This window comes from Streptomyces sp. NPDC057694 (assembly GCF_042799415.1).
In the GTDB taxonomy this organism is placed as follows: Bacteria; Actinomycetota; Actinomycetes; order Streptomycetales; family Streptomycetaceae; genus Streptomyces.
Map to the genome: position 1 here is coordinate 459,188 of NZ_JBHVIX010000001.1, position 13,404 is coordinate 472,591.

At 72.5% G+C, this 13,404-nt stretch carries 10 protein-coding genes; 8 read left to right on the plus strand and 2 right to left on the minus strand.

The features are described 5' to 3' along the window. Positions 1-226: 226 nt before the first annotated feature. On the minus strand, positions 227-1,393 hold the full coding sequence (gene xylA / locus ACFVDP_RS02295) for a xylose isomerase (protein ID WP_383481877.1): 1,167 nt from the start codon (positions 1,391-1,393) through the stop codon (positions 227-229). 230 nt (positions 1,394-1,623) lie between these two features. Between xylA and xylB the strand changes: the two genes are divergently transcribed. The 6 genes from xylB (at position 1,624) to ACFVDP_RS02325 (ending at position 9,395) form a co-directional block, all read left to right on the plus strand. After that, the gene (xylB, locus tag ACFVDP_RS02300) at positions 1,624-3,069 is read left to right on the plus strand and encodes a xylulokinase (protein WP_383481880.1); all 1,446 of its coding nucleotides are present in this window, start codon (positions 1,624-1,626) and stop codon (positions 3,067-3,069) included. 67 nt (positions 3,070-3,136) lie between these two features. Beyond that, complete coding sequence (locus ACFVDP_RS02305) at positions 3,137-4,324, plus strand: ROK family protein (protein ID WP_383481883.1); 1,188 nt, start codon at positions 3,137-3,139, stop codon at positions 4,322-4,324. A gap of 297 nt (positions 4,325-4,621) precedes the next feature. Next, a complete protein-coding gene (locus ACFVDP_RS02310) occupies positions 4,622-5,656 on the plus strand; it encodes an acetamidase/formamidase family protein (RefSeq protein ID WP_383481886.1) in 1,035 nt (344 codons plus the stop codon). 81 nt (positions 5,657-5,737) lie between these two features. Then, positions 5,738-6,349, plus strand: coding sequence for an N-acetylmuramoyl-L-alanine amidase (locus ACFVDP_RS02315; protein WP_383481889.1), 612 nt, complete (start codon positions 5,738-5,740; stop codon positions 6,347-6,349). A 177-nt stretch (positions 6,350-6,526) separates the two neighbouring features. Then, positions 6,527-7,795 (plus strand): GAF domain-containing protein, encoded by a 1,269-nt coding sequence (locus ACFVDP_RS02320; protein WP_383481892.1) that lies wholly within the window; start codon positions 6,527-6,529, stop codon positions 7,793-7,795. Positions 7,796-7,871: 76 nt separating this feature from the next. Next, complete coding sequence (locus ACFVDP_RS02325) at positions 7,872-9,395, plus strand: aldehyde dehydrogenase family protein (RefSeq protein WP_383481895.1); 1,524 nt, start codon at positions 7,872-7,874, stop codon at positions 9,393-9,395. Between the two features lie 110 nt (positions 9,396-9,505). On the opposite strand, the gene ACFVDP_RS02330 is transcribed toward ACFVDP_RS02325, so the two are convergent. Then, positions 9,506-10,939 carry an MFS transporter gene (locus tag ACFVDP_RS02330; RefSeq protein ID WP_383484272.1) on the minus strand — a complete coding sequence of 478 codons (1,434 nt, stop codon included), beginning with the start codon at positions 10,937-10,939 and terminating at the stop codon, positions 9,506-9,508. Positions 10,940-11,126: 187 nt separating this feature from the next. On the opposite strand from ACFVDP_RS02330, the gene ACFVDP_RS02335 reads away from it, so the two are divergent. Together ACFVDP_RS02335 and sph are read left to right on the plus strand one after the other, a co-directional pair. Further along, on the plus strand, positions 11,127-12,209 hold the full coding sequence (locus ACFVDP_RS02335) for a LysR family transcriptional regulator (protein WP_383481898.1): 1,083 nt from the start codon (positions 11,127-11,129) through the stop codon (positions 12,207-12,209). 57 nt (positions 12,210-12,266) lie between these two features. Further along, entirely contained in the window at positions 12,267-13,250 is a 984-nt protein-coding gene (gene sph, locus ACFVDP_RS02340) for a sphingomyelin phosphodiesterase (protein WP_383481901.1), read from the plus strand. The last annotated feature ends 154 nt before the right edge of the window (positions 13,251-13,404 follow it).

The following is a 13,404-nucleotide window of genomic DNA, read 5'->3' on the forward strand; positions in this document are numbered from 1 at the left end:
GCGGCCTGGAAGCGGCCGTGCCCGGTGCGCCGCGGCCCGTCGGGCGGCGGCGCACCGGGCGGTGGCGCGCCGAAGGAGGACCCGCCGGGCGGCGGGCCGAAGTCACCGCCCGACGGCGGCGGACCGCTCGGCGGTCGCGGGGGCATGGGCGGTGTGGCCATGCCCCCAGGGTCGCCCGCCGACGGACCGACGCGCGACCCCCTGGGGCGAGTCGGACCCGCGAGGGTCAGCCGCGCGCGGCCAGCAGGTGGTCCATCGCCAGCTGGTCGAGCCGCTCGAACGCCATGCCGCGGTCGGCGGCGGACTCCACGTCGAACGCCTCGAAGGCGCTCCGGTCGGCGAGCAGCGCCGCAAGACCGTCGGCCGCGGTGGGCTGCGCGAGCTCGTCCAGACGCGAGGCCCGCAGCGCCTCCTGCACCTCGGGGTCGGCGCGGAAGGCCGCGGCCCGGTCCTTGAGGATCAGGTAGTTGCGCATGCAGCCCGCGGCGGAGGCCCACACGCCGTTGATGTCCTCGGTCCGCGGCGGCTTGAAGTCGAAGTGCCGCGGGCCCGTGTAGTCGGAGTTCTCCAACAGGTCGACCAGCCAGAACGCGGCGCGCAGATCGCCGCCGCCGAACCGCAGGTCCTGGTCGTACTTGATGCCGGTCTGGCCGTTGAGGTCGATGTGGAAGAGCTTGCCCGCCCACAGCGCCTGCGCGATGCCGTGCGGGAAGTTCAGACCCGCCATCTGCTCGTGCCCGACCTCCGGGTTCACGCCGTACATCTCGGGCCGCTCCAGCCGCTCGATGAACGCGAGGGCGTGGCCGATGGTGGGCAGCAGGATGTCGCCGCGCGGCTCGTTCGGCTTGGGCTCGATGGCGAACTTCAGGTCGTAGCCCTGCTCGACGACGTACTCACCGAGCAGGTCGAAGGCCTCCTTCATCCGGTCGAGCGCGTCGCGGACGTCCTTCGCGCCGCCCGACTCGGCGCCCTCACGGCCACCCCACGCGACATACGTCCGCGCGCCCAGCTCGGCGGCGAGATCGATGTTGCGGATCGTCTTGCGCAGCGCGTACCGGCGCACGTCACGGTCGTTGGCGGTGAAGCCGCCGTCCTTGAAGACCGGGTGCGTGAACAGGTTCGTGGTCGCCATCGGCACCACGATGCCGGTGGCGTCGAGCGCCTGCCGGAACCGCTTGATGTGCGACTCGCGCTCGGTCTCGGACGCGCCGAACGGAATCAGGTCGTCGTCGTGGAACGTGACGCCGTACGCGCCGAGTTCGGCCAGGCGCTGCACCGACTCCACCGGGTCGAGCGCGGGCCGGGTGGCATCACCGAACGGGTCGCGGCCCTGCCAGCCGACCGTCCACAGACCGAAGCTGAACTTGTCGTCGGGAGTGGGCTGGTACGTCATCTCGCGGCTCCCTCGCCGTTGCCCGTTGTGCGGCGCCATGTGCCGCACAGCCATTTCGTCATGGCACTTTACAAATTAGTATGCGGGCACGCCGCTGGGAAGGGTCACCACGGGTACGAGTTCGTACGAGCCGTTCGTACGACCTCTTCGCGCAGGCCGTCCGTACACGTTCGTACCGACGGATTACGTTCGTACGGACGCATCAGGTCCGTACAAGTCAGGAGAGCCGCATGTCCGCTGCCGACGGTCCCCTCGTCGTAGGGATCGACAGTTCCACGCAATCCACCAAGGCACTGGTCGTCGACGTCGCCACCGGCGCGGTGGTGGCGAGCGGGCAGGCGCCGCACACGGTCACGACGGGCGCGGGCCGCGAGAGCGACCCCGAGGAGTGGTACGACGCGCTGCGCGAGGCACTCGCCCAGTGCGGGGACGCGGCGCGGCGGGCGTCGGCGGTCTCGGTCGGCGGACAGCAGCACGGCCTGGTGACGCTGGACGAGCGGGGGCGCCCGGTACGGCCGGCGCTGCTGTGGAACGACGTGCGCTCGGCGCCGCAGGCCCGCCGCCTGGTGGACGAGCTGGGCGGGCCGAAGGTGTGGGCCGAGCGGTTCGGCAGCGTTCCGGCCGCCTCGTTCACCGTCTCGAAGTGGGCCTGGCTGGCCGAGCACGAGCCGGAGGCGGTCCGGGCGACAGCAGCGGTGCGGCTCCCCCACGACTACCTGACCGGGCGGCTGACGGGCACGGGCACGACGGATCGCGGCGACGCGTCCGGTACGGGATGGTGGGCGGCGTCCACCGAGGCGTACGACGCCGACATCCTGGCCCGGGTGGGACTCGATCCCGCGCTGCTGCCGCGGGTGGTGGGACCGGGCGAGGTGGCCGGGACGGTGCGCGACACCGACGGTGAACTGCCCTTCTCCAAGGGCACGTTGGTGGCCGCGGGGACCGGGGACAACGCCGCCGCGGCGCTCGGCCTCGGCCTGCGTCCCGGCACGCCGGTGCTCAGCCTCGGCACGTCCGGGACGGTGTACGCGGTGTCGCGGAACCGGCCGGCGGACCCGTCGGGGACGGTCGCCGGGTTCGCGGACGCGCGCGGCGACTGGCTGCCGCTGGCCTGCACCCTGAACTGCACCCTCGCCGTCGACCGGATCGCGGCGCTGCTCGGTCTCGACCGGGAGGCGGTGGAGCAGGGCGGCTCGGCGACCGTGCTGCCCTACCTCGACGGTGAGCGGACCCCCGATCTGCCCGACGCCTCCGGGCTGTTGACCGGGCTGCGGCACGACACGACGGGCGGGCAGCTCCTCCAGGCCGCGTACGACGGGGCCGTGCACGCGCTGCTCGTAGCGCTGGACCGGGTGCTCGAAGGCGATGCCGAGAGCGCCGATCCCGCCGCTCCGCTGCTGCTCATCGGGGGCGGCGCGCGCGGCACGGCCTGGCAGGAGACGGTGCGCCGGCTGTCCGGGCGGGGTGTCCAGGTGCCCGAGGCCCGCGAGCTGGTGGCGCTCGGCGCGGCGGCCCAGGCGGCGGGGCTGCTGACCGGCGAGGACCCGGCCGCGGTGGCACGACGCTGGGACACCGCGCGCGGCCCGGTCCTGGACCCCGTGGCCCGGGACGACGAGACGGTGCAGCGGATCTCGGCCGTCCTGGCCGACGCGGCGCCGCTGCTGGGACGACGGTGAACGACCGGGGCGCGGGCGGCAGCGGGCCGGGCCCACGCCGCCCGGCCGGCCCTGCGACGATGTCCGCATGACCGCACCACTGCACCGACCGCGCCCGGGGACGCCGGACACCCAGCAGGCCATGCGCCGCCGCAATCTGTCCCGGGTGCTGCACACGGTGGCCGCCGAGGGGCCGTTGTCGCGGGCGGCGGTGGCCCAGCACATCGGGCTGACCCGGGCCGCGGTCTCCACCCTCGTCGACGAGCTGACCCGGGCGGGGCTGCTTGAGGAGCTGGGTCCGCAGCGGCCCGGCGGCGTGGGCCGGCCCGGCTCCGCGCTCGTGGTCAGCGGCCGGGGTCCGGCCGGTCTCGGGGCCGAGGTGGGCGTGGACCATCTCGCGGTGTGCGCCGTCGATCTGCGCGGTGCGGTACGCGCGCGGGCCGAGCGCCGGGTCGACAACCGGGGGCGCGCCCCGAAGCCGGTCCTGGCCGAACTCGCGCAGCTGATAGGGCAGGTGAGCGCGGAGGCGCAGGGAGCGGGGCTGCGTCCGGCGGGGCTCGCGGTGGCGGTGCCCGGCCTGGTGGGCCGCGACACCCGCACCGTCGTGCGCGCCCCCAACCTCGACTGGCACGACACGGATGTCGCCACGCTGCTGCCGGTGGACGTGCCGCTGACGGTCGACAACGAGGCGAACTTCGGCGCCCTGGCCGAACTGTGGCTCGCCGACGGCTCCCCCGCGGACTTCCTGCACGTGTCGGCCGAGATCGGCATCGGTGCCGCGGTCGTCGTGGACGGCCGGCTGCTGCGCGGCACGCGCGGGTTCGCCGGCGAGCTGGGCCACATGCCGGTCCGCCCCGAGGGTCCGGCCTGTCCGTGCGGCGGGCGGGGCTGCCTGGAGCAGTACGCGGGCGAAGGGGCGGTGCTGCGCGCCGCGGGCATCGCGCCGGGCCCGGACCGGGTCTCCCTGCTGGCCGAACGGGCCGCGGACGGCGACGCCGCCACCCGCAAGGCACTGCGCGGGGCGGGCACGGCCCTCGGGATCGCGCTGACCGGCGCGGTGCATCTGCTCGACCCGCGCGCCGTGGTCCTCGGCGGCGCCCTGTCGCGGCTCGCGCCCTGGCTCCTGCCGCCCCTGGAGAAGGAGTTGACGCGCCGCAGGGCGGCCCCGGCGGACGGGGTGCTGGTGTCCGGACTCGGCCCGGACGGGCCGTTGCTGGGGGCGGCGCATTCGGTGGTGCGCGGGGTCCTGGACGATCCGGTGGGGGCGGTGGGGTAGTTCGGGACGGCCCTGGGCCGTACCCGGACCGGCCGGTGTCGACCGCCAGTGGTCCGAACCTCTGACGCCGCTCTGACATGCGGTTATACACAATGCTCTGGTTGTCCACAGATCCGTCGCGCCCTCTTCCGCCCCAACCCGAGGGCCCCGTACCGTACTTCTGACCGGTCGGTGGCGTGTCGTCGCGAGGGACCCGGGCCGTCTCGGCTGTCCGCTCCGGACGACGGCGCGGCAGCAACACGAGAACGCACTCCCCACGGACAGGACGCCCTCCCCACAGAGCGGAGCACTCTCCTCATGAGCGACCCCCGGATGCTGACGGTCCGGCCCGAACCCGGCGAGTACGCCTGGACGTTCGGCGGCGCGCCGCCCGTCGCGCGCATCGCGCCGGGCACGGTCCTCGACCTGTACACGGAGGACTGCTACGGCGGCCGGATCCGCTCGGAGAAGGACCTCGTGTCGGAGGTCTGCACACCCGGGTACCTCAATCCGCAGACGGGCCCCTTCCACATCGAAGGCGCCGAGCCGGGCGACACGGTCGCCGTGCACTTCGTGTCGGTCGAGCCGGCCCGGGACTGGGCCGCGTCCACGACGGTGCCGCTGTTCGGCGCGCTGACCTCCACCCCCACCACGGCCACCCTGCAGCCACCGCTCCCGGAGCAGGTCTGGATCTGGCAGCTCGACCATGACAGGCGCACCGCCCGGTTCACGGCGCGGGACAGCGACTTCACGGCGGATCTGCCGATGGACCCGATGCACGGCACGGTCGGCGTGGCACCGGCCAGACGCGAAGTGCGCTCGGCGCTCGTGCCGGACGCCCACGGCGGCAACATGGACACGCCCGAGATGCGCGCGGGTGTCACCTGCTACCTGGGGGTGAACGTCGAGGGCGCGCTGCTGAGCCTGGGCGACGGCCACGCCCGCCAGGGCGAGGGCGAGACCTGCGGCGTCGCCGTCGAATGCGCGATGCACACCGTCGTGGTCGTGGAGCTGCTCAAGGGCGTGGCGACTCCGTGGCCGCGCATCGAGTCGGACACCCACATCATCTCGACGGGCTCGGCCCGCCCTCTCGAGGACGCGTTCCGGATATCCCAGCTCGACCTGGTGCAGTGGCTCGTACGGGACTACGGCTTCAGCGAGTTGGACGCGTACCAGTTCGCGACGCAGACGGTCGAGTCCCCGCTGGCGAACGTCTGCGACACCAATTACACGTGCGTCGCCAAGCTCCGCAAGGAGTGGCTGCCGACGCGCGAGACGCACCGCGGGATCCATGCGCGGCTGCGTGAGGTCGCGGCGACGCTGCCGCGACCGGAGCCTTTCCGGGTTCCGTAGCACTGCGGGGCCCTTCCGGGTTCCGTAGCACTGCCGGTTCACCTCCCCCACCGTCCGCGCCAGTCGAAAGGCAGGATCGTCATGAACCGAGCAAGACACCCGTTCTCCGGCGGCACCACTCGCCGCCGTCTCCTTCAGGCCGGGGCACTCGCCGCGGTGCCCGGCTCGCTCCTGGCCATGGGGCGTGCCGACGCCGGTGCCGCCGCGGTCGACTACCCGTCGGCCGAGTCGGTCCCCGCCAGCACGTCCAACTACACGGCGTCCAGCAGGCCCTCCTCGTACCCGATCGACTACGTGGTCATCCACGTCACGCAGGAGACCTGGGCCGACGCCCTCGCCATCTTCAAGAACTCCGCCAAGCAGGTCTCGGCGCACTATGTCGTCCGGTCGGCCGACGGACACATCGCGCAGTGCGTGCGCGAGAAGAACATCGCCTGGCACGCGGGGAACTGGGACTACAACACGCGCAGCATCGGCATCGAGCACGAGGGCTGGGTGGATCAGCCGGAGTACTTCACGGACGCGCTCTACGAGCAGTCGGCGGCGCTCACCGCGTCGGTCTGCGCGCGCTACGGCATTCCGGCCGACCGCGAGCACATCATCGGGCACGTCCAAGTGCCCGGGACCGATCACACGGACCCGGGCCCGTACTGGGACTGGACGCGCTACATCCGACTGGTCAACTCGGCATGAGCCGATGGTAGTTCGAGCCCGGTCGGCGGCGTCCGGCCGGGCTCGGCGGATCTTCACGCACGTGTGCGGCATGTGCCACCTCACGCGATCGGCGCCGCGCTCCTTGTCGGCCTCCCTCCCCGGAGCGACGATGTCCCCATCGTCGTCAGTCGTCAGGAATGTCGCGGGGAGGCAGCGTTGACCGATCCATGGGTCGCCCTGGAACCGGGCGCCGACGCGTCCGAGCGGATGCGGGCGCTGCGCCGCGCCCATGACCGGTTCACCGCGGCGGGCACCGTCGTCCGTCCGGTGCGGCCGGTGGTCGCCGCGTCTTGGCGCCGCTCGGCGGGTGCGCACGTCAGCCCGGACGACTCGGCGGCCGTCGAGCTGACGGACGGCGAACTGGGCGCGTACCGGGCGCAGCATCCGCTGGCCGGGGTGATGCCGCTGTTCCGGGAGCTGATGGGGACGTTCGCGACGGACGGCGAACACCTTCTGGCGGTGTGCGACGCGCAGGGCAGACTGCTGTGGGTCGAGGGGCACACGGGTGCGCGGCGGCGGGCCGGACTGATGAACTTCGTGCCGGGTGCCCGCTGGTCGGAGTCGGCGATGGGGACGAACGCGCCGGGGACGGCGGTCGCCGTGGACCGTGCTGTGCAGGTGTTCGCCGCCGAGCACTTCATCCGCGAGGTGCAGCCGTGGACGTGCGCGGCGGCGCCGGTGCACGATCCGCGCACCGGCCGGCTGCTCGGCGCGGTCGACATCACGGGCGGCGACGGGCTCGCGCATCCGCACAGCCTGGCGTTCGTGCAGGCGGTGGCACGCGCCGCAGAGTCCCAGCTGGCGCTGATGACCCCGCCGTCCACCACCGAACAGGCCCTGCGGCTGACCGTCCTCGGCCGCGACGAGGCCCTGCTGCTCACCCCGGCCGGACAGAAGCTCCGCCTCAGCCGCCGGCACAGCGAACTGCTCGTCCTGCTGGCCCGCCATCCGGAGGGCCTGACCGGGGACGAACTGCTCTGCCATCTGTACGAGGACGAGTCCGTGACCCCGGTGACGCTGCGGGCGGAACTGGCGCGCCTGCGCCGGGTGCTGGGCCCCGACCTCCTCACCTCGCGCCCCTACCGTCTGACGGCCCCCGTCGAGTCGGACCTCGACACGGTGGAGCGCCGGCTCGGCTCGGGCGCGGTGACGGCGGCCGCCTCCGCCTACGCGGGACCGCTCCTTCCCGCGTCGCAGGCCCCGGCCGTGGCTCGTATACGGCACCGGCTCGCGGACGGGCTGCGCGCGGCCCTCATCGCCCGCGGCGACCCCGATCTGCTCACCGACTGGGCGCACGCCCCGTGGGGCGAGGACGACCTGGGCATCTGGCAGGCCCTCGCGGCGGCCCGGCCGACGCCGCCGGTCCTGGCCCGGCTCGCGGCGCTCGACGCCGAGCAGGGCGCGCCGGGCCCGTACGCAACGTAGCTGCAACGTCCGGGTTCCTAGCCTCCTGAGCGCAAGCTGCCCAACGGCGGGCAGCCGAGACAGGAGGCACCTCACGATGACCCGCTACGCAGCCCCCGGCACCCCGGGCTCCGTCGTCTCCTACGAGGCCCGCTACGACCACTTCATCGGTGGTGAGTACGTGCCGCCCGCCCGGGGCCAGTACTTCGAGAACCCGAGCCCGGTCAACGGTCAGCCGTTCACCGAGATCGCGCGCGGCACCGCCGAGGACGTGGAGCGCGCTCTCGACGCCGCGCACGCCGCCGCGCCGGCCTGGGGGCGGACGTCGCCCGGTGCCCGCGGCGACATCCTCCTGAAGATCGCCGACCGCATGGAGCAGAACCTCGAACTCCTCGCGGTCGCGGAGAGCTGGGAGAACGGCAAGCCCGTCCGCGAGACGCTGGCCGCCGACATCCCGCTGGCCATCGACCACTTCCGCTACTTCGCGGGCGCGGTCCGGGCGCAGGAGGGCAGTCTCTCCGAGATCGACGACGACACCATCGCGTACCACTTCCACGAGCCGCTCGGCGTCGTCGCGCAGATCATCCCGTGGAACTTCCCGATCCTGATGGCGACCTGGAAACTCGCCCCGGCCCTCGCCGCGGGCAACGCGGTCGTCATCAAGCCGGCCGAGCAGACCCCGGCCTCGATCCACGTCCTGATGGACCTCATCAAGGACCTGCTGCCGCCGGGCGTCGTCAACATCGTCAACGGCTTCGGCGTGGAGGCGGGCAAGCCGCTGGCCTCGTCGCCCCGTGTCGCCAAGGTCGCCTTCACCGGCGAGACCACCACCGGGCGGCTGATCATGCAGTACGCCTCAGAGAACATCAAGCCGGTCACCCTGGAACTCGGCGGCAAGAGCCCGAACATCTTCTTCGACGACGTCTGGGCGAAGGACGACGACTTCCGCGACAAGGCCCTCGAAGGCTTCACGATGTTCGCCCTCAACCAGGGCGAGGTCTGCACCTGCCCCTCGCGCGCGCTGATCCAGCAGGGCCACTACAGCGAGTTCATCGACGCGGCGATCGCCCGCACCGAGGCCATCAAGACCGGACACCCCCTGGACACCGACACGATGATCGGCGCCCAGGCCTCCAACGACCAGCTCCAGAAGATCCTGTCCTACCTGGACATCGGCCAGCAGGAGGGCGCGAAGGTCCTCTCGGGCGGCCAGCGCATCGAGTACGACGGCGAGCTGGCGGGCGGCTACTACGTCCAGCCCACCATCTTCGAGGGCTCCAACCGCATGCGCATCTTCCAGGAGGAGATCTTCGGCCCGGTCGTCTCGGTCGCCTCGTTCGCCGACTACGACGACGCCATCAAGATCGCCAACGACACCCTGTACGGGCTCGGCGCCGGCGTCTGGACCCGCGACATCAACACGGCGTACCGCGCCGGCCGCGCGATCCAGGCGGGCCGCGTCTGGACCAACTGCTACCACGCGTACCCGGCACACGCGGCGTTCGGCGGCTACAAGCAGTCGGGAATCGGCCGGGAGAACCACAAGATGATGCTGGACCACTACCAGCAGACGAAGAACCTGCTGGTGTCGTACAGCGCGCAGAAGCTCGGGTTCTTCTAGAGCCTCAAGTGGGGTGCCTGGAGGGGCTTTTCCCTTCTAGGCGCCCACAGCCCGCAGCCACTGTCCCCGACCGGGTGCTCCTCTCGGATGCTCGGCCGGTGCGCGGAAGGTCAGTGGGATGCGGGAAGTGCGGCGGCCTGGCGGTCGCCGGTGGGCTGCTCGGCGGAGGCCGTCACCTCGGTGCCCGCTCGCGTCCGCGCCCCGATGGCTGCGACGAGCACGGCGAGCAGCGCCGCGGCGAGCGGCACCCACAGGGCCGCGCGGTAGCCGTCGAGGAGCGCGGCCGGTGCGCTCGACGCCGTGGCCGCGACGTTGACGGCCGTGGTCGCGGAGAGCCCGAGCGCCGCGCCGAACTGGAAGGACGTGTAGAGGAGTCCGCCGGCCAGGCCCTGCTCCTCCTCCGCGACGCCCTCGGTGGCCACGATGGTGAGCGGGCCGTAGGTGAGCGCGAACGCGATGCCCAGGAGCAGCAGACCGGGCAGCATCGCGAGATACGTCCAGTCGGCGCCGACCCGCAGGAACAGGCCGTACGCGAGGGCTGTGACGAGGAGGCCGCCGAGGATCAGCCGCGCGTTCCCGAAGCGGGTCACCAGCCGTGGGACGAGGAGGGGCGAGAGGATCGCGTCGATGCCGATGACGATCATCGCGAAGCTGGTCTGCACGGTGGACCAGCCGCGTAGTTCCTGGAGGTACAGGACGACCAGGAACTGGAAGCCGAAGAAGCCCGCGGCGAACAGGAGCGCGGCGAGGTTGGCACGGACCAGGGCGCCGGATCGCAGGATGCCGAGCCGGACCAGGGGGTCGGACGAGCGGCGCTCCACCGCGACGAAGGCCGACAGCGCGGCCAGACCCGCGCCCAGGGTGAGCACGGTCTGGACGGGGCTCGCGTGGGAGGCACGCTCCACGCCCAGGACGATCAGCACGATGGCGGCGGTGACGGTCAGGCCGCCCGCCAGGTCGACCGGTTTGCCGGTCCGGTCGGGCCGCGGGGACCTGGGCACCAGGACGAGGGCGGCGACCAGGATCAGGGCGGAGAGCACCACCGGGGCGAAGAACACCCAGCGCCAGCCGGCCGACGTGAGCAGCCCGCCGGCGACCAGGCCGATCGAGAAGCCGCCGGCCCCGGTGCCCGAGTAGATGAGCAGCGCCTTGTTGCGCTGCGGGCCCTCCGCGAAGCGGGTGGTGATGATCGACAGGCCGGCCGGTGTCATGAAGGCGGCCGCGACCCCGGTCACGAACCGGGCGACGATCAGCGTCCAGCCCTCCGAGGCGAGGCCGCCGAGTCCGGAGAAGAGGAGAAAGACCGCCAGCCAGAAGACGAACATCCGGCGTCGCCCGAAGAGGTCGGCGGCGCGTCCGCCGAGCAGCATGAAGCCGCCGTATCCGAGGACGTAGGCGCTCATCACCCATTGCAGCGAGCCGGTGGACAGGCCGAGGTCGGCGCGGATGGACGGCAGGGCGACGTTCAGCATGGCCACGTCGATGCCTTCCAGGAAGATCGCGCCGCACAGGACGAGCAGGACGCCCCAGTCCCTGGCGCTCAGCGCGATCTGGTGCCCCGGTAGGGTCATGGGTGCAGCAGTCATGGTGATTCCTCGGTGGAGAAGGGGTGTTGGGGCCGCACCTCGGCGGCTGCTCCACCTTCCGTCCCGGTGACCGGACGGAACAACGGCGATGATCGCAACGTTCGTTCAACCAGGCTTACCGATTCGCTCCGCCTGGGGGACCTCGATGGAACGCGACGAACTGGAGTGCTTTCTCCTGCTCGCCGAAGAGCTGCATTTCGGCCGCACCGCGGAGCGGATGCGGCTGTCCCGGGCGCGGGTGAGCCAGCTGGTGCAGCGGCTCGAACGGCGGGTCGGCGCGGCGCTGTTCGTCCGCACCAGCCGCCGGGTCGGGCTGACCGCGCTCGGCCGGCAGCTGCGCGACGACCTGGCTCCGCACCACCGCGGCATCGAGGAGGCGCTCGCGCGGGCCGCCGCCACCGCGCGCGGCGTCGACACGGTGCTGCACGTCGGCTTCGCCAACCCGCTGGCGGGCGAGATCGTCATGAAGACCACCGAGGCCCTGCGGGCCACACATCCGGGGCTCGTGGTGGAGATCTGCGAGGTGCCGCTCGGCGACCCCTACGGGCAGCTGCGCAAGGGCGGGTTCGATCTCCAGCTGCAGGAGTTCCCGGTGCGCGAGGACGATCTGGGCGGCGGGCCCGCGCTGTTCGCCGAGGAGCGGGTCCTGGTGATCGGCTCGGCGCACCCGCTCTCCGCGCGGGACGCGGTGACCTTGGAGGATCTGGCCGAGGTGCCGCTGCTCACCGTCGAGGGCGAGCAGCCGGAGTACTGGCGCGAGCACCGCGCCCCCACGAGTACACCGGGCGGACGGCCGATCGCGCGCGGCCCCGCCGTGACCAACATGCAGGAGGCGCTGATCCTGGTCGCGGCCGGCCGGGGCGCGCTGCTCGCCCCGGCGCACACGGCGACGTACTACGCCCGGCCGGGTGTCGCCTACGTGCCGCTCACCGGCGCGGCACCGGTCGGCTACGGCCTGGTGTGGCGGACCGGAGCGCGCACCGGTGCGGTCGAGGCCTTCGCCCGGTCCGCCCGCGAGGCCGCGCGGGAGACGGCCCAAGGTGATCCGCGCCGCACGGTGCCGGACCGGGCCGCGGGCACTCCTCCCCCATCTCCTCCCCCACACCGTCGCGCGCGACCGCGGGATTCCCACCCTGCCGGTGATCTCGCAGGCCCGTCGGATCAGCTCGATCGGCAATTCGACGGCTGCTCGTCTCAAGGAACTCATCCGTTGCCCGCCACGATGTAACCCGCCCTGTTTGGATGTACACCGACCCCAACAGGCCCCCCACCCTCAGGAGTTCTCGTGTCGCGTGTCCCGCACCACCGCCTGCGCCAGGCAGTTCCAGCCGCGCTCATCGCACTGGCCGCGGTCGCGGCCGGGGCACCCGCCGCCCACGCGGCGGCACCGGCGCCGGCGTTGCGCGTTCTGACGTACAACACGTTCCTGATGAGCCAGAACCTGTATCCCAACTGGGGTCAGGAGCACCGCGCGTCCGAGATTCCCAAGGCGTCGTTCTTCCAGGGCAATGACGTCGTCGTCCTCCAGGAGGCCTTCGACAACTCCGCCTCCGATCACCTCAAGCGCGCGGCGTCCGGCGCCTACCCGTACCAGACCCCCGTCGTCGGACGCGACACGAGCGGGTGGGACGCCACGAGCGGGGCCTACTCCTCGACCACGCCGGAGGACGGTGGTGTCACGCTCCTCAGCAAGTGGCCGATCGTGCACAAGGAGCAGTACGTCTACAAGGACGCCTGCGGCTCCGACTGGTGGTCGAACAAGGGGTTCGTCTACGCGGTCCTCGACGTGGGCGGCACGAAGGTGCACGTCGTCGGGACGCACACGCAGTCGACCGACTCCGGCTGCGGAAACGGCGAGGCGCAGGCCGACCGCGCCCAGCAGTTCCGGGCCATCGACGCCTTCCTCGCCGAGCGCGACATTCCCGCCGACGAGGAGGTGATCGTCGCCGGGGACATGAACGTCGACTCGCACGGCCCGGAGTACGCATCGATGCTCGCGAACGCCGGTCTCGCCCCCGCCGACACCCGCACCGGACACTCCTACTCCTTCGACACCCAGGACAACTCCGTCGCCCGCTACCGCTACCCCGACGACCCGCGTGAGGACCTCGACTACGTGCTCTTCAAGCAGGGGCACGCCCGCCCGGCCCGCTGGAACAACGAGGTGATCGCCGAGCACAGCGCCCCCTGGACGGTGTCGAGTTGGGGCAAGAGCTACACCTACACCGACCTCTCCGACCACTATCCCCTGGTGGCCTCACCGCGCTGACGCCCCGCCGGAACAGGCGTCGGGCGCATCGACGGAAGTGGTCCCCCGGCCCGGCGCGCGTGGGCGTCGCCGGGTAGGAGGGGGGGGGGTTCATAGGCCCCCACCCGGAAACCCCCAAGCTGGGCCGTCGCTGTGGCTCCTGCCCCCGCTCCCA

Excerpts from the sequence above, each read along its gene's own strand:
- xylA (WP_383481877.1), bottom strand. The coding sequence starts at position 1,393 with ATGACGTACCAGCCCACTCCCGACGACAAGTTCAGCTTCGGTCTGTGG.
- xylB (WP_383481880.1), top strand. The coding sequence starts at position 1,624 with ATGTCCGCTGCCGACGGTCCCCTCGTCGTAGGGATCGACAGTTCCACG.
- ACFVDP_RS02305 (WP_383481883.1), top strand. The coding sequence starts at position 3,137 with ATGACCGCACCACTGCACCGACCGCGCCCGGGGACGCCGGACACCCAG.
- ACFVDP_RS02310 (WP_383481886.1), top strand. The coding sequence starts at position 4,622 with ATGAGCGACCCCCGGATGCTGACGGTCCGGCCCGAACCCGGCGAGTAC.
- ACFVDP_RS02315 (WP_383481889.1), top strand. The coding sequence starts at position 5,738 with ATGAACCGAGCAAGACACCCGTTCTCCGGCGGCACCACTCGCCGCCGT.
- ACFVDP_RS02325 (WP_383481895.1), top strand. The coding sequence starts at position 7,872 with ATGACCCGCTACGCAGCCCCCGGCACCCCGGGCTCCGTCGTCTCCTAC.
- ACFVDP_RS02335 (WP_383481898.1), top strand. The coding sequence starts at position 11,127 with ATGGAACGCGACGAACTGGAGTGCTTTCTCCTGCTCGCCGAAGAGCTG.